Here is a 26,862-nt window from a genome sequence, read left to right on the forward strand (position 1 = left end):
TCAGGCCTCGATCTTCTCGATATCCGGGGCGATGCCGGGCGAGGTGGCCGAGCCGTCATCCAGCGGCGCCAGATAGTCCACCACCATCTGCTGATAGCGGGGAATGCCCTTGTAGGCGGCGATATCCGGATGCAGGTCGCGCAGCACCCGGTGCAGCCGCCGGCGCCACTTTGGCACCTTGGCGATGTCGGCGACGCTGGTGAGATAGCAGCGGATGCCGAACAGGATGGCGTTGGAGCGGGGCAGGCGATAGAGCGTCTGCAACTCCACGCGCAGATAGACCTTGTCGGCCACGTTCTCGGGCGTGACCGACGCCTTGTCCGGCCCCCACACGGGATAATTCTCCGGCGAGGTATCAAGGCGCGGATTCACCGTCATGGTCCAGTTGAGGCGGCGCACCGGCTGGCCGTATTGGAGCCGCAGGAGATACTTCAGGGCGCGGTCGAACACGCCCTTCTCATGCGCCAGCGGTACCGGGCCGTGCCACTCCTGGAAGCTCATGCCGATGTCGAATTCCAGCGACCAGTCGGCCTGGCTCGTCACCATACCGCCGTCAACGAAGAGGTTGTCCTCGCGCTGGTCCTGAAGGGTGAAATCGCCCTGCGCCTGCCGGGTGATGTACTCGAACGGCCCGCAGGGCAGCGTCTCCGCCTTGCCGAAGATGAAGCTCTGCTGGATGCCGAGCGGCCGGTTCACCCAGGTCCAGGCGTCGCCGTCCTTCGACAAGGTGAAGTGCTCGGGATAGTCGGCCGCGAGGTTCTCCATGATCATCTCGAGGCTGTCCCACTCCGCCGTCATCATGTGCGGCAGCACCTGACAGCGCTTGGGGTCCTCGGCGAGGATGCGGGCGCGCTCCTTGCACTCGGCGATATAGTGCTCGTCGACGTCGAACTGCGCCTGGAAGGCGGCCGTGGGGCCGCCGCGCACGTGGGGCTCGATGTTCACCGAATACATGTAGCTGTCTTCGGGGAACGGGAAGGGGAAGCGCAGGAGGTCCTCGGGCGACTTCTTGTAGGTGAAGGTGTCGCGGAAGGTCTCTGCGGGCTTGAACTGAACGGTCATGGGACCTCCCGGGATCACAGGTCGATGACGATGCGCGGGCCGCGGGCGCGCGACACGCAGGTCATGATGAGGGTGCCGGCCGCCTTCTCCTCCGCGGAGAGGAAGTCGTCGCGGTGTTCCGCCTCGCCCTCGACGAGGGGGGTGGCGCACTGGCCGCACGCCCCGCCACGGCACAGGCACGGGGCCTCGACGCCGGCCGCCTCGATGGCCTCGAGCAGGCTCTGGCTCTCACCCACTTCCACCTCGATGCCGGACTTGCGGAGCACGGCGCGGAAGGGCAGGCCGGTGATGTCACCGCCGAAGCTCTCCTTGTGCACCTTGGTCTTGGGCCAGCCGAGGGCCGCGGCGATGGAGGCGACCGCCTCCATCAGGCTGTGCGGCCCGCAGACATAGACATGGGTGCCGAGCGGCTGGCGCGCGAGCAGGCCGGCGAGATCGAAGGCGGCGCGGCCGCCGCCGTGCACGCGGATTTCCTCACCCGCCGCATAAGGCGCGAGCAGGCGCTCGAACACCGGCACTTCCTCCAGCGTCGCGAGCTGGTGCAGCTCGAAGCGGGCGCCCCGCGCCTTCAGCTCCGGCAGGAAGGAGAGCATGGGCGTGATGCCGATGCCGCCGCCGATGAGCAGGTGCTTCTTCGCGGTGGAGATGAGGGGGAACAGGCTCACGGGATTGGCCATCTCCAGCACGTCGCCGGGGGCGACCTTGCGGTGGAGATGGGACGAGCCGCCGCGCGACTGGGCGACGAGGCGCACGATGATGTCGTAGCGGCTCCGCTCGGAGGGCGGGGAGACGAGGGAATAGGCGTTCTTCATCACCCGGGCGCCGTCGCGCAGGGTGAGGAGGACGTGTCCGCCCGCCGGCGGGGTGGGGAACACGCCGCCATGGACGGGCTCGAAGGAGAAGCGCTTGAGGCTCGGCGCGAGCTCGACGATTTCGCGCACGCGCACATTGAAGGGCTGGGCGGCGGTCATGCGTAGAGCTCCTCGGCCTCAGGCACCTCACCCGGCACCTCGGCATCCACCTGGACGCCCATGAAGGCGGCGAGCCGCCGTGAGAAATGATCGCGCACGAACAAGGATGCGCCGCAGCCCGGGCAGGTGAAGATGGAGGTGGTGACACCCTCGGTCACCGTCCGGCAGTGGACGCAATAGATGCGCCGCGCCTTCGGGCCGACCTCGGCGAACGCCGTCTCCTGCCGGCTGAGGCCGGCCTTCTCGGCGCGGCCCCACACGTCCCACAGGAACGGCTCGGCACCCGCCGCATAGAGGCGCAGCCCCATGGTCTCGCGGGCGAGCCGCTCCTCCAGCGCGGAGAAGAGGTGCGTCACGGACCGGAAGGTGGCGACGCTGCCCGGCGCCTCCTCCATGGCCGGGGCGGAGGGCACGGCGCTGCGCCGGGCCACCGTCCAGACCTCGAAGGCGGAGGGGACAACCCCCTCCGCCAGTGCTTCAGCCGGAACCTCGGCCGCCTCGACCACCAGAAGGTGGTGCCGTCCGGACGGGTCCGGGGCCAGCGGGGCGTACGTCGGGCGGCTCTTCATACCCTGGTCGCTCATTTCGTCTCCGTTCAATAGACCGCAATGCTGCGGGCCACGATGATGACAACGGCGCCAAGCACGAGAGCGAGGTAGGGCAGCATCCCCGCTCGCGTGCCGGCACCGGGTTCGGCCTTGAGGTGCATGTCCTCCATCATCGCCGCGGGGAACTGACCCTTGTCCGTCACATAATGGCGGAACAGGAACACCGGGATGATGGCGGCCGATACGATGAGCCCGGTGACCAGCGTGCCCGCGCCCCAGATGTCGGCACCCATGCCGAGCAGGAACAGGTTCACGTAGGCCAGCACCGTACCCATGCCGATGAGCCAGATGGGGGCCTTGAAGGGGCGATCCCAGGCCGGACGGTCGATGCGGTGCATCCAGGCGGAATTGAGGTTCAGGAAGTTGAACAGGATGTAGCAGACGTTGGAGATGGCGAGGATGAACACATAGTCCGACATCATCAGCAGGATGAGGTTGAAGCCAAGGTCCGTCCACATGGCGCGGGTGGGGGCGCCGTTCTCGTTCACGTGGCTGAGGTACTTGGGCAGCCAGCCGTCCACCGACGCCTGGTAGAGCGTGCGCGAGGAGCCGGCCATGGAGGTGATGATGGCGAGCATGAGCGCGAGGATCAGCATCACCACGATGATGTTGTGCACCAGCGGGCCGCCCTTGAGCATACCCGCCATGGCGCTGGCGACGCCCATGCCGGAATAGATGTCGGCGGACAGGATGCCGTCATAGACCGCCGGCGTGGTCACGGTGCCGGAGGCGTCCACCACCGCCGGGGTCACGAGCTGGCCGAGGCCGAGCACGCCCTGGAAGGAGAGGGGCACGATGGTGAACACGAAGATGCACAGGAGCCCGGAGTAGAGGATGGCCTTGAAGGTATCCTTCTTCGGGTCGCGGAACTCGCGCGTGTAGCAGACGGCGGTCTCGAAGCCGTAGGTGGACCACGCGGCGATGAACAGGCCGCCGGCCATCAGGGTGAGGCCCGCCATGTTCCATTCGCCGGCGATCACCCGGCCGGCCTCGTCCTTGGCGAGCGGGGCAAACGGCCCGAGATGGGCGGCGAGCACGTCGCCGGTGAACAGCGGCACGAGGCCGATGAGGATCAGGGGCAGCAGTGCCACGACGCCGAGGATGACCTGCACCTTGGCGGTCTGGCTGATGCCACGATGCTGGATGGCGAAGGCGATGAGCAGCAGCACCGCGCCGAGGAGGAAGGTGGCGTTGATGCGCAGCGCGAGGCCCGCCTTCAGCCAGCCGAGATCCACCAGCGTGAGCTGCCAGGTGTTGATGGCGGCATCCGGCGCGAACAGGATGGAGAGCACGTAGCCCGCCGCAAGGCCGGAGCCGATGGACAGCACCGGCGACCACGCCAGCCAGTTGCACCACACCGAGAACGGCGCGAGCAGCTTGCCGTAGCGCACCCAGGCGATGGCGCCATAGACCGAGGCGCCGCCCGACTTGTGCGGGAACAGGCCGGCGATTTCGGCGTAGGAAAAGGCCTGGATGAAGCCGAAGACGATGGACAGGATCCATACGAACCATGCCGGCGCGCCCACCGTGGCGCCGATGGCGCCGATGGAGAAGAGCACGAGGGCGGGCACGCCGCTCGCGATCCAGAAGGCGCCGGTCCAGCTGATCTTGCGTTGAAGCGAGCCGGCCTCAGGCGCGGCGACCGCCTCGTTGGTTGCTGCGATACTCATTGTTTTTCCCCTCGAATTATGAGGGGAGTTTCCGGAGAAGAAACTTTTTTGTCAATGTATAAATTGGCCGACTGGACGGTAAAAGCGGCTCAAATTGCACGCATCCCCCGCCCAATGCATGAGCATTCTGTCATTAGGGAAGGAAATGCCTTCGGCCCCGCAGCGCAACGTGCGGGGCCGGGCTGTTTCTACAAGGACCAAGGCGTCGTCGCGGGGCGATGACAGGTCAGGCTCTCACTCTCGTCTTCTGCGGGTCGAAATGGGGGAAGGGCACGATCTCGGCGCCGATGCGCTTCCTGTGTCCGTCCAGCTTGCCGATCTCGATGCCCGTGCCGATCGCGGCATGGGCGACATCGATGCGGGCCAGGGCGATCTGCGCTTTGAGGATGGGCGAGCGCGTGGCGCTGGTGACGACGCCCACCTGAGCCCGCCCCACAAAGATCGGGTCGCCATGGCCCACGGCGTCGTTGCCATCGATCTTGAGGCCCACGAGCTTGCGCGCCGGGTTCGCCTTGCGCCGCGCCAGCGCTGCCTTCCCCACGAAATCCTCGTCCTTGTCCGCCACGGCGAAGCCGATGCCGGCCTCATAGGGGTCGGTCTGGTCGCAGAAGTCGTAGCCGGCGAAGACCAGCCCCGCCTCGATGCGCAGCATGTCCAGCGCGGAGAGGCCGAGCGGCTTCATGCCCTTCGGCGCGCCGGCCGCCCACACCGCATCGAACAGCGCCTTTCCATCCTTGGGATGGCACCAGATCTCGAAGCCCAGTTCGCCGGTATAGCCGGTGCGCGAGACGACCAGTGCCGGCCCGGTGGGGCCACCAAGGCGCGCGACCGCGAAGCGGAACCACTTCAGTTCGGTGACGGCGGGCTGGGTGGCCCCGGTCCAGATCACCTCGGCGAGAATCGCCCGCGACAGCGGCCCCTGCACGGCGATGTTGTGCAACTGGTCCGTGGACGAGCGCACATGGACGTTGAGGCCCCACTCCGCCGCCTTGGTGCGCAGCCAGGCGCCGGTGAATTCCTCGCCGCACACCACCCGGAAATTGGTCGGCGACAGGCGGAAGATGGTGGCATCGTCGATCATGCCGCCGTGGTCGTAGCACAGCGCCGTATAGACCACCTGCCCCACGGCCAGCTTGCGCATGTCGCGCGTCACCGTGCGCTGGAGCAGGATCTCGGCATCCGGCCCCGTCACCTCGAACTTGCGCAGGGGGGACAGGTCCATCACCGCCGCCTTTTCGCGGCAGGCCCAGTATTCGGCAATCGGCCCCTCGCCGGTGAAGCAGGTGGGCAGCCAGAAGCCGCGATACTCCACGACGTTGCGCGTGTGGGCGGCAAGGCTCTGGTGGAAGGCGCTCTCGCGCGTCAGGCGCGGTTCGGCGTCGGCACTCATGCGGAACGCGATCCCCTTGGAGAAGTTTTCGGCGCCGTCATAGACGCGCACATGGATGTCGGTGGGCTCCCAGCCATTGGCGGGGTCGATGTCGTCCGCGCAGGACGAGGTGGCGCACACGAGATCGTTCAGCGCCCGCAGCAGCACATAGTCGCCCGGCCGCGACCATGGCTCGTCCATGGTGATCGCGTTGGTGTGGTCCACGGCCGTATTGTAGAAGAAATTGATGGCCGGCCAGCCGGCGCGCTCTCGAATGCCCAAAGGCGCCAGCACGGCGTTGAAATTGTCCGTGCAATTGGCATGGCCGGGATAGCCCATGTCCTCGTAGTACTTCGCCGAGCAGGCGAGGGCGAAGGTGTCGTGCCGGCCCACCGTGTCGCGGATCACCTCCACCAGCGGGAGCTGGCGCTCGTCATAATATTTGGAATGGAGCCCCGGCCCCGGATAGGCGGCGCCCATGAGGGTGCGGGTGGTGGTGGCGTCGAGCCCGAACTCCGCGCCCTTCTCCAGCGCGGCGGCGTCGAAGGCGAGGAAGTCCGCGCACTGGCGGCCGTCCACGTCGATAATCTGGATGTAATCGCCCGCCTTCACCCGATAGGCCCGGGCCTCAGCCGCGGGCACGCGCACGTCCAGTTTCGGCGGCGCGAGCGGGGCGGGCAGGGGGCGGCCCCGGCCCCGGGTGCGGGTCACGGTCACGATGAGGTCGGTGGGTGGGTCCTGCGCATCCGGCGACATGGGGCCGCCGGGGGCAGCGATCACCACGAGCACATCGGCCCGCGCCACGATCTCCGCCGTCGCGCCCGCACTACCATCTCGCGACAGCAACGCCCGTCCCGCCAGCGAGGCCGGCGCGCAGCCGTTTTCCGCCAGCAGCCGGGCGACCTCCGTGCTGCCCTCTTCCCCCTGGTCCATCAACGCCGGCAGCGTCTCCACGCCGGCGCCCTCCCAACCCTCCACCGCATGTCCATCAGTGACGAAGACCAGCGCCGGCTGGAGCCCTTCCGGGTCCAGCACGGTCATGCGGTCCCCGGCGCCGAGCGTGACGGCGGCTATGCCGCCGCCGCGCACCACCACCCGCTCTCGGGCGGCGGTGGTCGGGGAAGGACCGGGCGGAAGCAGGGAGGCGTCCATTCACCCCTCTTGAGCGATGGAGGCGAGCAGCCGGTAGCTGCCGCGGTAATAGAGCAGCGGATCGCCCTCGCCCTCGGCGTGCAGATGCACCACGCGGCCGACGAAGATCACATGGTCGCCGCCGTCATAATGTGCGTAGGGCACGCATTCGAAGGTGGCGTGGGCGGGCACGAGGCGCGGCGCGCCGGAGGGACCGATCTCCCAGGGCGTGGCGGAGAACTTGTCCTCGCCGGCGCGGGCGAAGCGGTTGGAGATGTCCTGCTGGCTCTCCATGAGGATGTTGACTGAATAGGCCTTCGCCTTCTCCAGCCGCGCCAGCGAGTGCAGCGAGCGGGCCATGGAGAAGAGAATCAGCGGCGGGTCCAGCGAGACGGACGAGAAGGAATTCACCGTCACGCCGATGGGGCCGTCCTCGTCCTGCGCCATCACCACGGCGATGCCGGTGGCGAAGCGGCCGAGGGCGTTGCGCAGTTCGCGCGGATCAAAACGGGCGTCGAGATCAATGGTCGTCATGGCAAGGTACTTCCTGAAATGCGACAGCCCGTCCATGATAATCCCCTTCGATGGCGGGCGCGCGGGCGTTCGCCCCTCTCCTGAGCGACGGAGAGGGACGAAGGCTCCGCGTGGTGGCGTCCCGCGTTACGCCACCTTGGCCGGCTGAAGCTCGGCCAGCAGCTTTTCGGCAAAGGCGCGCTTCTCCGCCTCGTCCATCTTCTTGATCTCGTTGTTGAGCACGCGCTCGTTGATCGACTTGTTCCAGTAGTCCAGCGAACCGAAGCCCAGCAGCGCGGCCTTGCCCACGAACTGGCGCAGCACCTCGTTGGTGGGGCCCATCACCCAGCCGGCCTTGCCGTCGCGCAGATAGCGCTCGATCTGGAGCGCCGGGCGGAAGCCGGTGCCGCCGGTGGCGTGGAGCATCTTGTCCACCACATGGGCGACGTTCTTGGCCGCCTCGAACTTCACCTGCCACAGCCAGTGGAGCAGGGAGGAGCGGGGCAGGGCGTCGATGTCCTTGTGGATCGACCAGTCGCAATTGTTGGTCACCGAATCCAGCGCCTGCGCCATCTGGTAGTCGAAGGCGCGGCAGGAATTGGTGTCCATGATCGCCTCGCCCACATAGTCCTGGATGGTGGGGTAGTCGGCGACGCGCATGCCCACGTCATTGTGGGTCTTGCGGGTGGTGTGGCGCTTGGCGATGTCGATGACCGCCAGCGAGATGCCGTTCCAGCAGGCCGACGAGCAGGTGAGGAAGAAGGGGTCCACCACCTCGTCGTTGGACTTGGCGCCGTCGCCGATGGGGCCGACGAGGGCCTCCTTCGGCAGCACCGCATTCTCCACCACGATGGGGCCGGACTGGTTGCCGCGCAGGCCGAGGCCGTCCCACTCGGAGGGGTTGGCCTTCACCTCGTCCTTGGTGACGAGGAAGCAGGAGAGGTCGGAATAATCGCCGGAGAAGCCGGGGCTGGTGGTCTGGACGATGTACCAGTCGGCGAAGCCGCCGGAGGTGGTCCAGGAGGCCTTCTTGGTGACCTTCCAGCCCTCGCCATGGGCTTCGGCCTTGGAAGAGATGGGATACCAGAAGTGCGAGCCGGTCTCGGGGTCGGAATAGGAGAGCGTGCCGATGAGCACGTCCTTGTCCAGCCGCTTCAGGATGTCGGTGAGCAGCGCATTGTCGTGGTGCCGCAGCAGCGCGGCAGCCACGGCGCCGAGGTGCATGGTGTAGCACATGGCGGTGGAGGGGCAGCCGTAGCGGGCGATGGTCTCCACCACCATGGCGGCGCAGACATGGTTCTGGCCGAGGCCGCCCAGCTCCTTCGGCACGTTCAGCGAGAGCAGGCCGAGGGTGGCCAGCGCCTCGAAATTCTTGCGGGGGTAGATGTAGTTGGCATCGCTCTCCACGGCGTTCGCGCGCAGCGTGGTCTCGCACAAGGCGATGAGCTTCGCCTGCAGATCCTTCTGCTCGGCGCTCAGCAGCCACTGGGGGTCCCACTCGAAGCCAAGCCCCCAGAACTCTTCCTTGCCCCACATCTTCGTCTCGGACATGTCTCAAGCTCCGCCCGGGCCGGCGCGCGGGCAGTCCCCGCGGCCGTCCCTGCCATTTGCGATCACGCTGTGGCGCGCCTGTTCCCCTCAGTGAACTTTTTTGACGCGGTAGAAACGAGAGTGCCACGGGCCAATTTTGGTGCAAGCCCATTAGTTGGGCGGTTCTGGCCCGTTCGATGAACATGATCTGGGCGACGCATGGGGTTTCCTCGGTTTTCTTTGCCGCCTTTTGCGCCATGCTACCAAAGAAATTTCTTCTGAGGAAAAGTAATTGACATGAGCGTTGGCCCGCCATCAGGATGCGGTCGTCGCGGCGCGCATGGCTGGCCTTGAGGCCGCCTGAGCCGCCCGCCTTAACGACGGGCCCGGCTACGGGCCGGCATCCTTCAAGAGAGGGCACATGACCAGCGCGACCATTCTGCGCCAATCGATCCTCAACGACCGCCACCGGGAACTCGGCTCCAAGCTCGAGGAATCCTGGAACGACATGGCGATCCCCCAGCACTACGCGACCGATCCCTATATGGAGACGGAGACGGTGCGCACCCGCGCCGGCCTGTTCGATGTGTCCGCGCTGAAGATCATCGACCTCTCGGGGCCGGACTCCCTCGCCTTCCTCAACAAGCTGCTCACCGCCGATATCGCCAAGATCCCGGCCGGCCGCTCCATGATATCCTCCATCGTGGACGACGAAGGCGGGCTCATCGACGACGTGCTCGTCTATGTGGACGGCGACGGCAAGTTCCGCCTCTCCCACGGTGGCGGCGCGCTGGAAGAGGCGCTGCCGGTGGTGGCACAGGGCTTTGATGTCACGTTCTCCCGTGACAACGACGTCCACATCCTCTCCCTGCAGGGCCCCCTCGCCCTCGACATCCTCTCCCCCCACACACCCATGGTGCTGAAGGACCTGCCCTATTTCGGGCATGGCAAGACCACCCTGTTCGGCATCCCGGTATCGCTCGCCCGCGGCGGCTACTCGGCCGAGCGCGGCTACGAAGTCTTCTGCGCGGCGAAGGATGCGGTGTTCCTCTGGGACAAGATCCTCGAGGTCGGAAAGCCCTTCGGCGCCATGCCCGTGTCGTGGGATTGCCTCGACATCGTGCGGGTCGAAGGCTCCCTGCTCTTCTTCCCCTTCGACATGCCGCACAAGGACACCACGCCCTTCGAGGTGCTGATGGACTGGTCCGTGGACCTCTCCAAGCCGGACTTCCGCGGCAAGGCCGCTCTCCTCGCCCGCAAGGGCACCGAGCGCACCCATCAGGCCGGGCTGGAGGTGCTGGTGGCGAAGGCGATCACGCCCGGCGCGAAGATCTTCAAGGATGGCGCCGAGGTGGGCGTGGTGAATTCCACCACCTACAGCCGCCACCTCATGAAGTCGCTGGCGCTGGTCTCGCTGCGGCCCGACGTCACCGCGCTCGGCACCGCGCTCACCGTGGTGGACGGGGACGAGAGCTTCGAGGCCAACGTGGTGCGCACCCCCTTCTACGATCCCATGCGGCTGCGCACGCATCCGCTGGAAGAGCGGGCCTGACGTCCGCCTGAGACGCAAACAAAAGGCCGGCCGGACGGGATCTCCCCGTCCGGCCGGCCTTTTTTGCGTTTGGAGCTGCCCTCAGAGCGGCTTGAGGCCGGCCTCGATGGCGCTGCGGCGACCTTCCAGGAAGGGCGGCAGGGCGAGGCGTTCGCCCAGATGGGCGGCGTCTTCGTCGGCGGCAAATCCCGGCCCGTCGGTGGCCAGTTCGAACAGCACGCCGTTGGGCTCGCGGAAATAGAGCGAGCGGAAGTAGAAGCGATCCACCATGCCGCTGTTGGAAATGCGCAGCTCCTTCAGCCGGCGCGCCCACTCCTCGTACTGGTCGAAGGTGGTGACGCGGAAAGCCACATGGTGCACCGCGCCCGCGCCCTGTCCGGCGGGGGAAAGGCCCGGCTCCACCTTCACATGCACTTCCGCGGCGGGGCCGCCGGCTCCCATCTCGAACACATGGATGGCGCGGCCGTCCTCGGCGGCATAGATGCGCACCTCCTTCATGCCCATCACGTGGAGGAGCACGGCGGCCGTGGGCGCGAGGTCCGGCACCGAGATCAGAATCGGCCCGAGGCCGCGGATCTGGTGCGCCTCCGGCACCGGGCTCTTCGCCCAGGGCACGCCCGGCCCCTTGCCGTCATCCACGATCAAGGCGAGGCGCTGGCCTTCGCGGTCCTCGAACGGAAGCTGGTGGCGGTCGTCGCGGGTCTCGATGCCGGCATGGGAAACGCCCGCGTCGGTGAGGCGCGCCGCCCAGTATTCCAGCGCCGCCTCATCCCGCACCCGCAGTGAGGTGCGCACGGCTGCGTGGCTGCCCCGGCGCTCGCGCGGCACCGGCCAGTCGAAGAAAGTGAGGTCGGTGCCGGGGTTGGCTTCCCCATCGGCATAGAAGAGGTGATAGGCGGATACGTCGTCCTGGTTCACCGTCTTCTTCACGAGGCGCATGCCGAGCGTCTGCGTATAGAAACGGTGGTTGTAGGGCGCATCCGCGGTGATGGCCGTGACGTGGTGAAGTCCGGTGAGCGGCCCGGTGGTCTCGGTGGTGTTTTGCATGGCGTCCTCCTCCGGCGTGCGGAGTCTGGTATCTGTCTGGTGCCAGAGATAGGGGCGCAGCCGCTTCGGGACGAGAACCACGTTCGCAATCCGGGTTTGCTAATTTGCAAGTCGATTGAATGGAATAGGGCTAGGTCGCCTCTCTCATGCAATTTGTGGTAACCGGGAGCGTGGCCGCGATGGCACCATTTCACCGGTGTTCAGCATTTCCCGCGATCGCCGTTCATCCGCCTCATTGTTTGTGCCAAGAAAGTCCTTCCATGCGGGGGGGCATGCACTTGCGAGCGGCAGATTTCGGGGGATGTGGCGCATGACGCAGCGCAATCTGGTTCTGCGCCTCGTGGCGGCTGCGACGGTGGTGATGCTCGTCGCCGGCTGCTCCGACCGCCCCGGCATCGATGCGCTCGTTCCGGTCTCCGCTCCGCTGGCTGAGGGCGCGCGCGAGCAGGTGATCCTCGTCGCCTCCACCCGCGAGCGCGATCCGCGCCCCGGCGTCTTCTTCAACGGCGAGCGCTCCGCCCAGCTCAATTTCGCGAAGATCGACCTCTCGGTGCCGCCCGCGCACAGGCCGGGTGAGATCGAGTGGCCCAAGAACGGCCTCGGCAATCCCGCCACCGACATGGTGGTGCGCGAGGCCATCTACCGCGACACCCAAGGCGAGTTTCTGCGCGACCTGAAGAGCGAGCTGGCTCGCCGGCCCGCCGGCAAGCGCAACGTCTTCATCTTCGTGCATGGCTACAACACCATGTTCTCCGAGGCGCTCTATCGCCTCGCCCAGATGGCGACGGATTCCGACGCGCCGGCCGTGCCCGTCCTCTTCACCTGGGCCTCGCGGGCGACCACCGAGGGCTACGTCTACGACAACAACAGCGCCACCGCTGCCCGCGACCAGCTGGAGGAGACCATCCGTCTCGCCTTCGGCAGCGGCGCGGATCAGGTGAGCATCCTCGCCCACTCCATGGGCAACTGGCTGACGGTGGAGGCGCTGCGCCAGATCCGCATCTCCGGCAAGACCCTGCCGGTGAACAAGATCGGCAACATCATCCTCGCCGCCCCCGACATCGACGTGGACGTGTTCAAGACCCAGCTTCGCCGCTTCGGCAAGCCGCCGAAGCCGTTCATCGTCGTCATCTCCCGCGACGACAAGGCGCTCGGCTTCTCCGACTTCCTCGCCGGCAAGAAGCCGCGCCTCGGAGAATATGCCAACGACACCGAGCTGGTGGAGCTGGGCGCCGTCGTGGTGGACATGACCGACGTGAAGGCGCTCGACAGCTTCAACCATGGCAAGTTCGCCCAGCTCGCCGAGATGGCGCCGCAGCTGCAGAGCACCATTGCCAGCGCCAATGGAACCGCGGCGTCCAACAGCGTGCAGATGCAGGGTGTGCGCATCACTGGCCTCGATCAGGCCCGCGCGGCCCAGCCGCCCGGGCCGGCACTGCCGGCCACCGCCCAGCCGGCTCCGGCGCAATAGAGCCGGGCCGGCGAGCCTTTCGCGGATGTGCCATGCCCGGCCGGCGCTTCCCTCGCGGGCGCGTTCGGTCTAAAGGCGTCGCCTCATGGCCTATTCAGTCAAGGAAATGTTCCTCACCCTGCAGGGGGAGGGGGCGCAGGCGGGGCGTGCTGCCGTCTTCTGCCGGTTCGCGGGGTGCAACCTGTGGTCCGGGCGGGAGGAGGATCGCGCCGCCGCCCAATGCCGTTTCTGCGACACCGATTTCGTCGGCATGGATGGCGAAGGCGGCGGCCGCTTCGCCAATGCCGACGCCCTGGCCGAGGCCATCGCTTCCGTGTGGGGCCACGCCGGCGCCGAGCGCCGTTTCGTCGTCTTCACCGGCGGCGAGCCTCTGCTCCAGCTCGATCCGGCGGCTATCAGGGCGGTGCATGCGCGCGGCTTCGAGATTGCGGTGGAGACCAACGGAACGGTTGCCGCTCCGGAAGGGCTCGACTGGATCTGCGTCAGCCCCAAGGCCGGCACCGAGATGAAGCAGCGCGCCGGGCAGGAGCTGAAGCTCGTCTTCCCGCAGGCCGGCCTGGACCCCGACAGCGTCGCGGGCCTCGCCTTCACCCATTTCTTCCTGCAGCCCATGGACGGGCCGGATCGCCGCGCGAACACCGATGCGGCGGTGGCCTATTGCCTCGCCAATCCGCGCTGGCGCCTGTCCGTCCAGACCCACAAGATGATCGGAATTCCATGACCACCCCTGACACCCCGGCGGCGCTGCCCGGCCGCGTGCGGATCACCCAGGGCTTCACCTTCGAGGCCGCGCACTTTCTGCCCAACGTGCCGGAAACCCACCGCTGCCGGCGCGTGCACGGCCATTCCTATCGCGTGGACCTCGCGCTGGAGGGGCCGGTGGACCCCGTGACCGGCTTCGTGGTGGACTTTTTCGATGTGGAGAACGCCTTCGGCCCGCTGCTGAAGCAGCTGGACCATTATTGCCTCAACGACGTCGAAGGGCTGGAAAATCCCACCGCCGAGATCATCGCGGCGTGGATCTGGACGCGGATGAAGCCGCTCCTGCCCACGCTCGCGTCCGTGCGGGTCTACGAGACGCCCATGTCCTACGCGGAATACGCGGAGGGCTGAGCGGGCTTCAGCCCGCGGCATCCCCCGCCTGCGCCTTCTTCACGAAGGTCGCGAAGGCGGCAAGCTGCTTCTTCACGAAGTCCAGCGTGCCCTGGTCAGTTACGATGCCGTCGGCGATCTTGGTGTGGGTCTGGGCGACCATCACCTCCGGTACGTTCATGACGTGGGCGTTGAGCGCCACCAGCACCTGCCGCAGGTGATATTGCGCGCGCCCGCCGCCCATGGTGCTGGGCGAGGCCGACATGATGAGGGTGGGCTTGCCGGCGAGCGGCTGCGGCTTCAGGCGCGAGAGCCAGTCGATCGCATTCTTGAGGCCGCCCGGAACCGAGTAATTGTATTCCGGCGTGACGATCACCAGCGCATCCGCCGCCGCGACCTTGGCGCCCATGGCCGTCACCGGGGCCGGGAAGCCTTCCGCCTCGATGTCCCCGTCATAGATGGGGAATTCCGCGATGGAGGGCAGAATCGTGAGCGTCGTCCCCTCCGGCGCGATGCCGGCCAGTGCGCGGGCGAGAGCGGCATTGAGGGACCCCTTGCGAACGCTGCCGACAAGCACGACCCAGTTCATCGCCATTCTCCCGCTGCCCGCCATGGGCTCGCCGGGGATAATGGCGCAAAACCGGGAAGGTTGCGTGGGCCCAGGTGAAAACCACTGGTGAAAATCAGCCGATCCGCACCATGTGGTTGTCGTAGCGCGGCCCGCCGGTGCGCCGCGCGGTGATGGCGACGCCCTCGGGCGCGGCCTTCACCACGATCACTTCCCCATAGCCGGACGCGGCGATGAAGGTGCCCGTCTCCGCACCGGCCGCGAGGCCGCAGCCATCGGTGAGGGGCACCGCGCCGATATAGCGGCCGTCCGCCTGCCAGATGGCGACCTGGTTTCCGCGCGGGGTGGCGCAGGCGACGAAGCGGCCGGACGGGTCATAGGCCACCGAGCCCACATATCCCCGCAGCGCCCGCCACGCCTCGTCTGGCGCATCGAAGGGCGTGAGCGCGCCATCGGCGGCGATGCGGAAGAGGAGGGGGCGGGCCTCGCCGTCCTTCAAGAGGTCCTGCGCCGCCACCACCGTGCCGCCATTGCCGTCGCGGGCGAGGTGGCGGAGCGACAGGCTGGCGAGGTCGGCGGAGAGCTTGCCTTCGCCGCGCACGGCGCCGGTTGCGGGATCGACGAGGGTGACGCCGGAGCCCGTCACCTCGGCGTCGCGCGCCTCCGGCGTGTTGGGCTCGATGCCGCCGTTGGCGATGACCAGGGCAGCGCCCGAGCGCATCAGATCGTGCGGGCCGTCGCCGCCGCTCCCCCATTCGTCACGGATGGCAAAGCCGCCGTCCACCGCCCGCACGGCCACGACGCCCCGGCCCATGGCGCGAACGCCGTCCGCGGGATGCTCGATCTCGTTGGTCAGGAGCAGCCGGCCGTCCGCCGTGAAGCGGCCATGGCCGGAAAAGACGCGGCCTTCGCCCGGCCCGAAGCGCGCGACGACGCCGCCCTTGCGCCGGTCGAACACGAGTGCGATGCGCCCCGGCCGCCGCCCCACCGCCACTGCGAGCGGCCCGACGGGGCTCGCCTCGATGCCATGCAGCCGGGCGTCGGAGGGGGCCTCCGGTGTGGCCGCGAAGCTGGTGTCGAGGCCGACTGCGGCGAATCCCTCGCCTACGCCCGCCGTCGCCAGCCAGCCCTCGTCCAGTTCGGCGGCGCGCAGGCCGCCCTGCAAGGCGGAGGCTGCGAGAAGCGCGGCTCCGCCGAGCAGCAGGCCGCGCCGGCCGATGAGCGGGGCGTGGTCGAGGCGGGCGCGCATGTCCGTCGCCATGGCCTCAGTCGCCATCGAGGGCGTTGAAGCCCAGCGAGATGCCGAAATAGGAAGCGATGGGTTTGTAGACGGCGAGCTGCGCCGCCTTGAAGGTCTTGATGGTCGCGTGGATGCCCTGCGCGCCCGATGCGGTGGCGGCTGCGGCGCCGATATCGGCAGGCAGCTTGTCGGCGGCAGCATCGGCGGCGGTGGCGGCCTTGTTGACCACGAATTGCGGCCGGCTCGGCATCTGCGTGCCCACGGCGACGAGGAGGGCGTCGGCGCTGTGGATCATGTTCGCGGCGACGCGGCCGGAGCGGCCGGAGCGCCAGCTGTCGGCGACCGTCGGCTTCGCATCGGCAGGGCTGGCGCCGAGCACGGGCAGCAGCTTGGTGTCGGTCACGCGCTGGTAGGCGCCGGACAGGTCGGTGAGGATCATGCCGGGCAGGGCGCCCACATCCGGGAACAGGGCGGGATCGCCCTTGCCGGAGACGATGGCGCCCAGCGCGCCGGTGGATTTGTCGCCCCACGCGGTGCGGATTTCGCCGGTGATGGTGGCGAGGTTGTTGGCGATGGCGGTGCCGAGCGCGCAGCGCCGCGCCGCCTCGGGGCCTGCGACCAGCGCCTCGGCGGCGCCCTCCTCGTAAAGCAGCCGCTCCAGCGCCGGCAGGCCCTGCACCGCGGCACTCGACTGCATGAAGCGCTCCGGCGCGAGGCGGGCGGGATCGCTGTCGGCGATGATCTCGGACAGCCCGCGGCTGATGCCGTTGCGCCGGTCCGGGAAGAAGGAGATGCGGTCGGCCCGGAGCGACAGGGTGATGGGGCCGAAGGTGACGAACTCCACCGCGTTCCACGCATCCGCCGCCTTGCCATAGGCCTCCTTCAGCGGCGCCACGCCGGCCGCCGAGGGGGCGGGGCAGAAGGCGGCCCACGCCTTCGCCTGCGCGGCGGTGGCAGCAACCAGCGCATCGTAGCGCGGCAAGAGCCAGCCCTCGATGAGCGGCAGGGGATCGAGCTTCGGATCGGCCGCGGCGGCCGGGCCTGTCCCAAGGGCGAGCGCGGCCGCGAGTGCTGCGCCAGCAAGGCGGAGGGAATAACGGCGCGTGGCTTCAATCATGACGTCGATCCGCAATATCAGGCCCACACCGGCTGCGGCCGGCAAAAATCACAGGGAAGAAACGTACCGCACCAGCGCCGCCCTGTCCTTGGGCGGAAGCGCGCCGAAGCGCCGCTGTGCGGTGGCCGCCTCGCCGCCGTGCCAGGCAATCGCCTCCTCCACCGTCCGCGCGCGGCCATCGTGCAGCAGGCCGGTGTTGGCGGCGCGCGCATCGGAGAGGCCGGCGAGGGGCGCGGTGCGCCATTGCGAGGCCCCCACACCGGGCTCCGGCATGGTATCGCCGAGGTCCGGCCCCATCTCGTGCAGCAGAAGATCGGTGTACATGCGCGCTTCGCCGTCGGCAGTGGGCAAGGACGGCCGGTGGCACTGGGCGCAGCCGGTGGAGGCGAACAGCGCCGCGCCACGCTTGGCCTCGGCCCTGGGCATGTCTTCCGGTTCGGGCTGGGGCAGGGAGGCCACATAGGCCACCACCCGGTCGAGCACCGCCGAGCCGATTTCCAGTTCGTCGTCCGCATCCCCGGAGGTGGCATTGGCATTGCCGTGGAGGGCCTGCCGGCAGGCGGTCTGGGTGGGCGTGCAATCGCCCCACGGCTCGGGATGGAAGCGGTTGGAGAGGCCGAGATCGAGGAAGAAGGCTTCCGCCGACTGGCCGGCGAGGGTCGGCTGCGAGGCCTTCCAGCCGAAGCGGCCGATGGCTGTGCTGCCGTCGGCCTGCGCCACACGCCGCGCCATGCCCTTCACGCCGTCTTTGCCCTTCGCCTGCTCCCGCTCCACCGCGAGGATGGCGGCATCAGGCACGGCGGCGAGCGCCCCGCGGCCCTTGAGGTCCGGCCCCACGCGGAGAGACAGGCCGCTCGCGGGATCAAGCGGTCCGTAGCCCAGCGCCTCGGGATGGGGCTTGCGGGCGATGCGGCCGTCCGGCAGCGGTGTGTCGGTGACGCCGATCATGCCCTCGCTTGGGATGCCGGGCACCGCATCGATCTGGAACCGGCGGCCATAGACGGGATCGCCGCTGCCGTCCGGCCGTCCGATCATCAGCACGAAGCCGCGCTCCGCCGTGCCGTTCTCCAGACGCGCGGGGGCGCGGCGGTCGGCGGGATGGCAGGTGGCGCAGGAGCGGGCGTCGAACAGCGGGCCGAGGCCGTCATCGCCACGGGTCGAGGCGGGGGCAGGCACCCAGGGGCGCTTGAACAGGGCCTTGCCGATGGCGAGGTCCAGCTTGTCCAGGGTCTCGGCGGCAGCGGGCGTCGCGGAGAGGGCGGCAAGCAACGCGAGGAGAAGACGCACGCGCATCCTCACACCACCCTGATCCAGCCCATGAGGCCGGAATCCATGTGCTCCAGGATGTGGCAGTGGAACACCCAGTCGCCGCTGGTGGCGCGGAAGGCGATCTCCACCGTCTCGTTGGGCTCGGTCATGACCGTATCGGCAAGATAGGGCGGGATGTCCTTCTTCTTGGAGGAGGACAGCACGCGGAAGACGTGCCCATGCAGATGCATGGGGTGGACGTGCTTGGTGACGTTGGTGATGGAGACGATGTAGCTCGCCCCGTCCTTCAGCGTCGCCAGCGGCGGCGGCAGGCGCAGGTCCGCGCCGGCGCCCCAGGAATTGCGGTTGATGGCCCAGAAGGTCTTGCTGCCGACGCAGGCTGAGGCAATCAGCGCCTTGGCCAGCGGATCGTCCGGCGGCAGGGGATCGCCGCTCACGATGGGGCCGGCGGCGGTCTGCACCAGATAATCGATGCGGTTCGCGTGCTTCACGTCCGGCAGCGGCACCTTGGCGGGGGGCAGCGCCTTGGGGCGGAAGGCGGTCTTCTTCCGGCCCTTGTCCACGCCGACCAGCGTGGTGAGCAGATAGGGCTCGGCGGTGCGGTAGTCGTAGACCTTCACCTCCTCGCCGGGGCCGGGCATGCGCACATGCACGTCGATACGCATGGCCGGGCCCATGCGCCAGATCTCGTTCGGCAGCTTGGAGAAGGGGAGGGGCGTCAGGGCCTGACCGTCGATGGCGATGATGGCCGCGTCTTCCGTCTCGCAGCCGAAATCGATGGTGCGGGTGGAATCGGCGACGATCACCCTGAGCCGCACGTCGCCATAGGCCGGCGCCTCGACGCGGGGCGGCACGATGGAGCCGTTGGTGGCGCGCACCGTGCCGAAGGTGCCGGCGGTGGAGGCGCCCTCGTCGGTGAACATCTCCAGCCAGCGGCCGTCCTTTTCGTCCAGCCGCCAGTCCTTGACCACGATGAAGTGCTCGGCATCGAAGCCGAGCTTCGCCTCGGCGGGATCATCCACCACCAGCAGGCCGACGAGGCCGCGACCGACCTGGCCCGTCTCGTCGCAATGGGGATGGAAGAAATAGAAGCCGGGATCGGGCAGAGGCACATTGTAGGTGAATGTGCTGCCCGCGGGGATCGGCGCCTGGGTGATGGGCGAGACGCCATCCGAGAGATAGGGCACGCGCACGCCGTGCCAGTGGACGGTGGTGAGGTCCGGCAGGCGGTTCTCGAAATCCACCATCAGCCGTGTGCCCACCGGCGCGCGCAGGGTGAGGAAGGGCGTGCCGTTATAGGCGCAGAAATCCTTCGTCACCGGCTTGCCCGGCCCGAGCAGCGGCATTTCCATTTCCGCCGCCGAGAGGGCGAGCCGGCGCACCGGCGCGCTCTTCGGCAGGGTGTCCACGGAGGCCGGCACGCGGCCGAGGGCGGAGGGGGCGAACCCCACCGCCCCCGCAGCCGCTGCGCCGGCCAGCAGCGCCCGACGCGAGATCATCGCGTCCGTCCCATCGTCATGGTCTCACTTCTTCTTCACGTTCTTCGGGTCGTCCAGGCTCTTGGAGCCTTCCATCTTGATCTGGAGCTTGAGGGCCGAGACGCCGCGCTCGATGGCGTGGGCCTGGGCCACGAGGGCATCCACGCCGTCCTGGATCAGCTTGGCGCCCTTGGTGTTCCCCTCTTCCAGCATCTTGTCGTAGGTGATCTCTCCGGAATCCGCCACGTCCTTCAGCGCCTTGAGGGCGGCGAGGGCGGCGTCGGACTTGGCGTCGATCTCGTCGGCGATCTTCGGGTCGGCGGCGCGGATGAGGTCGGCGACCGAGGGGCCGGTGACCTTGGAGCCGTCCGGCTTCACGAAGGTGCCGTAATAGACGTCGCGGATGCCCACTTCGTCGTAATAGTGCGCGTTCTGGGTGTTGTTGGAGAAGCAGTCGTGCGCCTCCTCCGGATCATGGAGGATGAGGCCGAGCTTCATGCGCTCGCCGGCGAGCTCGCCGTAGGAGAGAGAGCCGAGGCCGGTGAAGATGGTGGCAAGGCCGGCCTTGTCGTTCTTCTTGATGAGCGCGGCGCGGGCCTTGCCCTTGGCGCCCCACAGGCCGGTCATCTCGTCGAGATCGGCGACCAGCGTCTGGGTGGCGACCTTGAGATACTCGCCGCGACGGTCGCAGTTGCCGTTGGTGCAGTTCTTCAGGTCATAGTCGGTGTAGGGGCGCTGGCCCTGGCTGGGCGTCGCATTGTGGAGGTTCTGGCCCCACAGCAGGAATTCGATGGCGTGCCAGCCGGAGCCCACGTTCGCCTCGACGCCGCCTGCCGAATTCAGCTCGTGCAGCAGCTTGGGCGTGATCTTGGTGACGTCCACCGTCTTCTTGCCGATGCGGATGGACTTCGAGGCGATCACATTGGCGGTGTAGAGCGGGTTCTCGTCGGACTTCTCGCCGTAGCTCTTCTTGTCCACGTAATCGATGAGTCCTTCGTCGAGCGGCCAGGCGTTCACATTGCCTTCCCACTCGTCGACGATCTTGTTGCCGAAGCGGAAGGCCTCGGTCTGCTGGTAGTAGACGCGGGCCGCCTTCCACGCATCGCGCGCCTTGCCGAGACTGTCGGCGCTGGGGGCGGCGAGGAAGGCGTCGATGGCCTTCTGCATGTCCTTGGCCGTGGCGGCGGACGAGCCGTACATCACCTCGGCGAGGTCGGCGTAGTGGACAATCACATCACGCGGCTTCGGCGCATCCGCGAGCACGGGGCTCGCGAATGCTGCGACTGACGCGATGACGGCGCCGAGAAAATGCGCGCGCATCGACCTTCTCTCCTTGAAATTCGAAAACCGGAACCGGGGCCATTGCCCCATCGCGGCGGAGAGTATGAGCCGGGCCGATGGCGGGCAAGCGCTTGAGACAATAATGGAATTGTTCCATGTCCAGAGTGCGGGGGCTCGACTTGTCTCTCCCAAGTCAAAGCGACGCACCCCTTAGTAGAAGACGTTACGTCACTCTATATCCGTGCCTCGCCGGGCCGTTTCGTCGCGCCCGGCTGCAAACGCTGGACACGGCGGGGTCGCGGGCCGGATGCCGACGCCCTTGAACTATAGTCTCAATGGCCACCGAGCGAGCGCGCAGCTTTTCATTTGAACAATTCCAAACCTCTGCCGTTGCGGTGACAGGGCCTGCCGGCGGGTGATAAGGTTTCGTCATATTCAATTGGTTTTCGTCCCGACGGCGATCTCTCCCGAAGGGCGAAGGCCACGAGGGCAGCGTTTATGCCCGCTCGTGCGTGCCGGCAGCGGCCGTCGGGGACAAAAAGGACAGGCCGCGATGATTGCCGCGCTTCTGATCGTTTTTCGTGAAGTCCTCGAGGCCGGCATCGTCACCGGCGTGGTGCTCGCCGCCTCCGAGGGCATTCGCCATCGCGGCCTGTGGATCAGCCTCGGCATTCTCGGCGGCATCGCCGGCTCTGCGGTCCTCGCCCTCTTCGCCGATACCATCGCCTCCACCTTCGACGGCTCGGGCCAGGACATCCTGAATGCCGCCATCCTCTCCGTCGCGGTGGTCATGCTGGTGTGGACGGTCGTCTGGATGGCGAGCCACGGCAAGCACATGGTCATGGAGATGCGGGAGGTCGGCCGCGAGGTGAAGGAGGGGCGCAAGCCGCTCGCCGCGCTGGCCATCGTCGTCGGCATGGCCGTGCTGCGCGAGGGCGTGGAGATCGTGCTCTTCCTCTATGGCATCGCCAGCACGGGCGCCGATTCGCCCGGTGCGATCGTGCTCGGCGGTCTCGGCGGTCTGGCGGCGGGTGCTGCCCTCTCGCTGCTGCTCTATCGCGGCCTCGTGGCCATCCCGCTCAAGCATCTGTTCAAGGTCACGTCCGTCCTCATCACGCTTCTCGCCGCCGGCCTTGCCGCGCAGGTGGTGGGCATCCTGCAGGATTCCGGCTTCATCCAGTCGCTGGCGGAGCCGGTGTGGAATTCGAGCTGGCTGCTGGCGGACGACAGCGCGCTGGGCCGCGTGCTGCGCACGCTTATCGGCTACCGCGCCGAGCCCACGGGCATGCAGGTGATCGCCTATGTGGCGACGGTGGCGGTCATCCTCGGCCTGTCGGCCATCGTCAACGGCCGCCTCGCTTCGGCTCCGCGCCGGCAGAGCACCGGCCGCTCGGCCGGTGGCCACGTTTCCCGCGCCTGAGTGCTCGACGCACTTTCCGGTGCCCGCCGGCGTTTCCGCGGTCTCCGGCTTCCGGTATGCTGACGCGCGATGTTCCGGGCTCCGGGACACGCGGCGCAGGCGGAACGCCGGGCGGCATCCGAGGAGAAGCACATGAGCGGCGGAACGAGCAGCAAGGAAAGCCGCGCCAAGGCCGGACAGGGCCGTGACGGCACCCGCCTGTTCCTGCGCGTGGACTTCGCCGACGGCCGGCGCCTCGGACCGGGCAAGATCAAGCTGCTGGAGGCGATCCGCGAACACCGCTCCATCCTCGCCGCCGCCAAGGCCATCGGCATGAGCTATCGCCGCGCCTGGCTGCTGGTGGATGAGCTGGACCGCATGTTCGAGCAACGCGTGATCGTCACGTTCCCGGGCCGGCGTGGCGCGGGCACCGAGGTGACGGCCTTCGGCGAGCGGGTGATCGCGCTCTATCGCGCCATGGAGCGGCAGGCGGCGAAGGCCACCAGCGGGGCGCTGGACGAGCTCACGTCCGCCCTTGCGGCGGATTACCACCCGAAATCAGACGCAGAGCCGGGGGATCCTGAGGCGGATTCGCCGCTGGCCGGGCCGGCCGTGAAGCAGGCGGGCTGACGATCTCCGCGCCCGGTGAGTGGAAGCCCGCCGGCCGGCTGTCCACCGTCACCGCCTTGATCATCGCCCACACCTGCATGCCGGGCTCAAGGCCAAGGCGCAGCACGCTTTCCTGCGTCACCAGCGAGCTGAGGCGGCCGGCGGACAGCGCCAGTTCCACCTCGGAGAACGGGCCTTCCGCCCGCGTGATGGCGGAGATGGTGCCGGAAATCCGGTTCGTCACCGACACGTCCATGGGCCGCGACAGGGACAGGGACACGTCGCGCGAGCGGATGCGCGCCCGCGCCGGTGCCCCCACCGGGCGGCCCACCAGCGGGACCCGCAATTCACCATCGGCGAACGAGACGGTGGAGAGGCCGAGGTCGGGGTCGTGCGCCGTCACCGTGCAGTCGAGGATGGTGCCGATGTCGAAGCGGCCGATCACCGGCAGCAGCTCGGGCCGCGACAGCACGTCGGCGAGGGGGCCGCAGGCGATGACCTTGCCATCCGAAAGCGCCGCCACCGCGTCCGCGAGGCGCAGCACCTCCTCGATGGAGTGGCTGACATAGAGGATGGGCAGGTTCAGCTCGTCCCTCAGTCGCTCCAGATAAGGCAGGATCTCGCCCTTGCGCATCTCGTCCAACGAGGCGAGGGGCTCGTCCATCAGCAGCAGGCGGGGCTGGGAGAGCAGCGCGCGGCCGATGGCGATGCGCTGCTTCTCGCCGCCGGAGAGGGTGTGCGGCCGGCGCTTCAGCAGGTGGCCGACGCCCAGCATCTCCACCACGGCATCGAACTGGATGGTGCGCGGCCGCCGGGTGCGGCGCTCGCCGTAGCGCAGGTTGTTCTCGATGGTCATGTGCGGGAACAGCCGCGCGTCCTGGAACACGTAGCCGACCGCGCGCTGCTCCATGGGCAGGTTGATGCCCGCCTGCCTGTCGTAGAACACCGTATCGCCGACGCGGATGTGCCCGCTGTCCGGCGTGAGCGAGCCGGCGACCAGCTGGATCACCGTGGTCTTGCCGCAGCCGGAGCGGCCGAACAGGGCCGTCACGCCCCTCTCGGGTGCCCGGAGATCCGCCTTTAGGTGAAAGCCGGTGGAGCGGGCGAGGGAAACGTCGATCTCGATCATATCTGGCCCAGCGCCACGCGGATGCGCTTGTCCGCCATCTCCGCCAGCATGAGGGAGCCGAGGGCGAGGATCACCGAGACCACGGTGAGGCGCAGGGCCATGGCGTCGCCGTCGGGCATGTGGGTGGCGCTGTAGATGGCGAGCGGGATGGTCCGCGTCTGGCCTTCCACATTGGAGACGAAGGTGATGGTGGCGCCGAACTCGCCCAGCGCCGAGGCGAGCGAGATGAGGCAGCCGGAGAGCACGCCGGGCATCATCAGCGGCAAGGTCACGGTGAAGAAGGCATCGAGCCTGCTGGCGCCCAGCGTCCGCGCCGCCGTCTCGATGCCCTTGTCGATGCCGCCGATGGCGAGGCGGATGGCGTTGACCGTGAGCGGGAAGCTCACCACCGCCGCCGCCACGGTGGCGCCAGCGGTGGAGAAGATCAGCGAGATGCCGAACCACTCGTGGAGATACTGGCCGAGATAGCCGCGATTGCCGAGGACGATGAGCAGCAGATAGCCCACCACCACCTTGGGCAGAACGAGGGGCAAATGGACGATGCCGTCGAAGATGCCCTTGCCGGGGAATTCGAACCGGGCGAGCACCCAGCCAATGAGAATGGCCGGCGGCAGGCTGCAAAGGGTGGCCCAGAAGGCCACCTCCAGGCTCAGCCGCACGGCCGTCCATTCTTCGGGAGTGAGCAACATCTCGAACAAATCCGCCTGCGAAAAGGCCTCGCCTCGCTCCAGATCAGGCTCGGTCTTTTGCCCCCAATAAGCAATTCCCGTTCCGCTGCGCGCTGCCCCGCGCCGGGCGGATCAGTTCACCGAGAAGCCGTACTTCTTGAAGATGGCCTTGGCCTCGGGGCTCTGGATGAAGGCGAAGAAGGCCTTGGCGGCGGGGGTGTCCTGCCCCTTCACGAGGGCGAAGGGGTAATCGACGGGCGGATAGCTGTCGGCCGGGAAGGTCGCGACCACCTTCACATTCTTGGCGATGGCGGCATCGGTGGCATAGACGACGCCGTAGGGCACCTCGCCGCGCTCCACCAGCGCCAGCGCCGCGCGCACGCTCTCGGCGCCGACGATGCGGGGGGCGATCTTGTCCCACAGGCCGAGATTGGTGAAGGCCTGCTTGGTGTACACGCCCACCGGCACGCTGTCGGTGAGGCCGGTGGCGATGCGGCCGTTGGGGCCGAGGAGGGCGTCCACATCGAGGCTCTTGGAGATGGTCACCGGCTTTGCCTTGTCGGCGGGGGCGACCAGCACCAGCTCGTTGCCGAGCAGCTTCACGCGGGTGGCGGGCAGGGTCAGGCCCTTGCCGTCGGTATAGTCCATCCACTTCAAGTCGGCGGAGGCGAAGATGTTGGCGGGCGCGCCGGCCTCCATCTGCTTGGCCAGCGCCGAGGAGGCGGCGAAGGAGAACTTGATGGCATCCTTGCTGCCCTTGGTCTCATAGGCCTTGGCGATGTCCTGCATCGCGTTGGTGAGGCTCGCGGCGGCGAACACGGTCACGGTCTCCTGCGCGGCCGCGGGCAGCGGCGCGGCGGCAAACGCCGAGAGGACGAGACCAACGATCAGGCGGCGGGAGGCAAGGAAGGAGGCGGGAAATCCGGACATGGCAATGGCACCTCGGCAATGGGCCTGTGATATGTCCATCGATATACAGGATGCCGCTGCGAGACAATAGGCTCTCCCCTTCCGAAGGGGCACCTACGGGCAGGAAGCGGTTCAGGATACCGCCAAGGCTCTGGCGTGGGATCGTCTTTGCTGCAGTGCGGCATGAAGCCGCGCACAGGCGTGGCGCGCTCAGAGCCCCATCAGCTTCAGCGCGGCGGCGCCGGGTGCGAGCATGGCGAAGGCCCACAGGCCGGCGCTCGCGACGTTGGCCACCTGGAAGTGGGTCTGGCGCATGGCCAGCACGCCGGCGATCAGCGGCACCACGGCGCGCAGGGGGCCGAAGAAGCGGCCGATGGCGACACCCCATATGCCGAAGCGCTGGAAGAAGTCCTCGGCGCGGGCCACGAGGTCCGGCCGGCGCGAGAGCGGCCAGAAGTCCTTCGCACGCTCCTTGTAGTGGAAGCCGAACCAGTAGGAGACCGCGTCGCCCAGCGCCGCGCCTGCGGCGGCGGCGAGCCAGATGGGGAAGAAGTGCAGCCCCGCCGCCTCGATCAGCGCGCCGATGGCGAGCAGCAGAACGGTGGCGGGAATGAAGAAGGAGATCAGCGCCAGCGATTCCCCGAAGGCGAGCCCGAACACCACGGCCGGCGCGAGGTAATGGTGCTGCTCGACGAAGGCGGTGGTGGTGGCGACGATGGCGGACAGATCGAACATGTCTTCTCCTGCCGCAAGGATCGGTGTCGCGGCCCCCGGGCCCAAGGCCCCGCCGCATTCTACTCCCGCGGCGCCTGCTGGTTCCTTACCTTCTGGACGCACATTCGGGCGAAATGGCGCCACGGGGCGCATCCGGAAGCCGACAAAGCTGCGCCTGCCCAACCATTCGCCTTGAAATCGTCACGGGTCTCGTCCATATGCGGTGCATCGCGCCGATGGAGGCAGTTGCTTTCCTCCCCTTAGCGCGCTCGGGCCGCGTAGCGGAGACCGCTGGAGCTTCGATCTGGACGACGCCGTGACATGGCGTTTCGTCGGTGAGGCATCGCAAGCGGCTTTGCCCGATATCATCTTTTGCCCTGGACACCCCTGGCCACGCGGGATGTCGAAATCCCGCGAGCCGCGCCGCGCCCAAAAGGCTGCGCCGGTGCCGCTCGCATATGAAAG

Annotated in this window: 24 protein-coding genes; 6 read left to right on the top strand and 18 right to left on the bottom strand. The window is 68.0% G+C overall.

The genetic code is table 11. The features are described 5' to 3' along the window. From XAN126_RS0107075 to XAN126_RS0107105, 7 genes are all read right to left on the bottom strand, one after another. Positions 1-1,062 (bottom strand): DUF3445 domain-containing protein, encoded by a 1,062-nt coding sequence (locus XAN126_RS0107075; RefSeq protein ID WP_024277894.1) that lies wholly within the window; start codon positions 1,060-1,062, stop codon positions 1-3. Between the two features lie 14 nt (positions 1,063-1,076). Continuing rightward, positions 1,077-2,033, bottom strand: coding sequence for a PDR/VanB family oxidoreductase (locus XAN126_RS0107080; RefSeq protein WP_024277895.1), 957 nt, complete (start codon positions 2,031-2,033; stop codon positions 1,077-1,079). After that, positions 2,030-2,617: a dimethylamine monooxygenase subunit DmmA family protein gene (locus XAN126_RS0107085; RefSeq protein ID WP_024277896.1), complete on the bottom strand. Its 588-nt coding sequence runs from the start codon at positions 2,615-2,617 to the stop codon at positions 2,030-2,032. The genes XAN126_RS0107080 and XAN126_RS0107085 overlap by 4 nt, the downstream gene beginning before the upstream one ends. An 11-nt stretch (positions 2,618-2,628) precedes the next feature. After that, positions 2,629-4,311 (bottom strand): APC family permease, encoded by a 1,683-nt coding sequence (locus XAN126_RS0107090; RefSeq protein WP_029876841.1) that lies wholly within the window; start codon positions 4,309-4,311, stop codon positions 2,629-2,631. A 226-nt stretch (positions 4,312-4,537) separates the two neighbouring features. Further along, positions 4,538-6,832, bottom strand: coding sequence for an aminomethyltransferase family protein (locus tag XAN126_RS0107095; RefSeq protein ID WP_024277898.1), 2,295 nt, complete (start codon positions 6,830-6,832; stop codon positions 4,538-4,540). Continuing rightward, entirely contained in the window at positions 6,833-7,345 is a 513-nt protein-coding gene (locus XAN126_RS0107100; RefSeq protein ID WP_029876842.1) for a flavin reductase family protein, read from the bottom strand. Between the two features lie 126 nt (positions 7,346-7,471). Further along, positions 7,472-8,875, bottom strand: coding sequence for an acyl-CoA dehydrogenase family protein (locus tag XAN126_RS0107105; RefSeq protein ID WP_024277900.1), 1,404 nt, complete (start codon positions 8,873-8,875; stop codon positions 7,472-7,474). Between the two features lie 400 nt (positions 8,876-9,275). On the opposite strand from XAN126_RS0107105, the gene XAN126_RS0107110 reads away from it, so the two are divergent. Further along, positions 9,276-10,406 carry an aminomethyltransferase family protein gene (locus XAN126_RS0107110; RefSeq protein WP_024277901.1) on the top strand — a complete coding sequence of 377 codons (1,131 nt, stop codon included), beginning with the start codon at positions 9,276-9,278 and terminating at the stop codon, positions 10,404-10,406. 81 nt (positions 10,407-10,487) lie between these two features. Here XAN126_RS0107110 and XAN126_RS0107115 read toward each other — a convergent pair whose 3' ends face one another. Beyond that, positions 10,488-11,453, bottom strand: coding sequence for a ring-cleaving dioxygenase (locus XAN126_RS0107115; protein ID WP_029876843.1), 966 nt, complete (start codon positions 11,451-11,453; stop codon positions 10,488-10,490). Positions 11,454-11,763: 310 nt separating this feature from the next. Here XAN126_RS0107115 and XAN126_RS0107120 point away from each other — a divergent pair, with 310 nt between their 5' ends. The 3 genes from XAN126_RS0107120 (at position 11,764) to queD (ending at position 14,037) form a co-directional block, all read left to right on the top strand. Continuing rightward, positions 11,764-12,924, top strand: coding sequence for an alpha/beta hydrolase (locus XAN126_RS0107120; protein WP_024277903.1), 1,161 nt, complete (start codon positions 11,764-11,766; stop codon positions 12,922-12,924). 85 nt (positions 12,925-13,009) lie between these two features. Then, complete coding sequence (gene queE, locus XAN126_RS0107125; RefSeq protein WP_024277904.1) at positions 13,010-13,645, top strand: 7-carboxy-7-deazaguanine synthase; 636 nt, start codon at positions 13,010-13,012, stop codon at positions 13,643-13,645. A 35-nt stretch (positions 13,646-13,680) separates the two neighbouring features. Further along, positions 13,681-14,037: a 6-carboxytetrahydropterin synthase QueD gene (gene queD, locus XAN126_RS0107130; RefSeq protein WP_024277905.1), complete on the top strand. Its 357-nt coding sequence runs from the start codon at positions 13,681-13,683 to the stop codon at positions 14,035-14,037. A 7-nt stretch (positions 14,038-14,044) separates the two neighbouring features. On the opposite strand, the gene XAN126_RS0107135 is transcribed toward queD, so the two are convergent. From XAN126_RS0107135 to XAN126_RS0107160, 6 genes are all read right to left on the bottom strand, one after another. Next, positions 14,045-14,605 carry an NADPH-dependent FMN reductase gene (locus tag XAN126_RS0107135; RefSeq protein ID WP_081762549.1) on the bottom strand — a complete coding sequence of 187 codons (561 nt, stop codon included), beginning with the start codon at positions 14,603-14,605 and terminating at the stop codon, positions 14,045-14,047. 94 nt (positions 14,606-14,699) lie between these two features. Continuing rightward, positions 14,700-15,845, bottom strand: coding sequence for a DUF1513 domain-containing protein (locus XAN126_RS0107140; protein ID WP_245272228.1), 1,146 nt, complete (start codon positions 15,843-15,845; stop codon positions 14,700-14,702). Between the two features lie 4 nt (positions 15,846-15,849). Continuing rightward, a complete protein-coding gene (locus XAN126_RS0107145; RefSeq protein ID WP_024277908.1) occupies positions 15,850-16,941 on the bottom strand; it encodes an imelysin family protein in 1,092 nt (363 codons plus the stop codon). A 48-nt stretch (positions 16,942-16,989) separates the two neighbouring features. Continuing rightward, positions 16,990-18,234 (bottom strand): di-heme oxidoredictase family protein, encoded by a 1,245-nt coding sequence (locus XAN126_RS0107150; RefSeq protein WP_024277909.1) that lies wholly within the window; start codon positions 18,232-18,234, stop codon positions 16,990-16,992. A 2-nt stretch (positions 18,235-18,236) separates the two neighbouring features. Next, positions 18,237-19,709, bottom strand: coding sequence for a multicopper oxidase family protein (locus XAN126_RS0107155; RefSeq protein WP_024277910.1), 1,473 nt, complete (start codon positions 19,707-19,709; stop codon positions 18,237-18,239). A 24-nt stretch (positions 19,710-19,733) separates the two neighbouring features. After that, a complete protein-coding gene (locus tag XAN126_RS0107160) occupies positions 19,734-21,008 on the bottom strand; it encodes an imelysin family protein (RefSeq protein WP_024277911.1) in 1,275 nt (424 codons plus the stop codon). A 514-nt stretch (positions 21,009-21,522) separates the two neighbouring features. Here XAN126_RS0107160 and XAN126_RS0107165 point away from each other — a divergent pair. Both XAN126_RS0107165 and XAN126_RS0107170 read left to right on the top strand, forming a co-directional pair. Further along, positions 21,523-22,389, top strand: a complete 867-nt coding sequence (locus XAN126_RS0107165; protein WP_024277912.1) for an FTR1 family protein — start codon at positions 21,523-21,525, stop codon at positions 22,387-22,389. Positions 22,390-22,521: 132 nt separating this feature from the next. Beyond that, a complete protein-coding gene (locus XAN126_RS0107170; protein ID WP_024277913.1) occupies positions 22,522-22,998 on the top strand; it encodes a LysR family transcriptional regulator in 477 nt (158 codons plus the stop codon). On the opposite strand, the gene modC is transcribed toward XAN126_RS0107170, so the two are convergent. The 4 genes from modC to XAN126_RS0107190 all read right to left on the bottom strand — a co-directional run bounded on the left by modC (position 22,892) and on the right by XAN126_RS0107190 (position 26,418). Next, the gene (gene modC, locus XAN126_RS0107175; protein WP_024277914.1) at positions 22,892-24,106 is read right to left on the bottom strand and encodes a molybdenum ABC transporter ATP-binding protein; all 1,215 of its coding nucleotides are present in this window, start codon (positions 24,104-24,106) and stop codon (positions 22,892-22,894) included. The two genes, XAN126_RS0107170 and modC, sit on opposite strands and share 107 nt — an antisense overlap. Further along, the gene (gene modB, locus XAN126_RS0107180; RefSeq protein ID WP_029876847.1) at positions 24,103-24,795 is read right to left on the bottom strand and encodes a molybdate ABC transporter permease subunit; all 693 of its coding nucleotides are present in this window, start codon (positions 24,793-24,795) and stop codon (positions 24,103-24,105) included. Before modB ends, modC begins: the two co-directional genes overlap by 4 nt. A gap of 111 nt (positions 24,796-24,906) precedes the next feature. Next, positions 24,907-25,704 (bottom strand): molybdate ABC transporter substrate-binding protein, encoded by a 798-nt coding sequence (modA, locus tag XAN126_RS0107185; RefSeq protein WP_024277916.1) that lies wholly within the window; start codon positions 25,702-25,704, stop codon positions 24,907-24,909. 189 nt (positions 25,705-25,893) lie between these two features. Then, a complete protein-coding gene (locus tag XAN126_RS0107190) occupies positions 25,894-26,418 on the bottom strand; it encodes a DedA family protein (protein ID WP_024277917.1) in 525 nt (174 codons plus the stop codon). Between the last annotated feature and the right edge of the window lie 444 nt (positions 26,419-26,862).

Source organism: Xanthobacter sp. 126 (genome assembly GCF_000526175.1).
GTDB classification, from domain to species: Bacteria; Pseudomonadota; Alphaproteobacteria; order Rhizobiales; family Xanthobacteraceae; genus Xanthobacter; species Xanthobacter aminoxidans.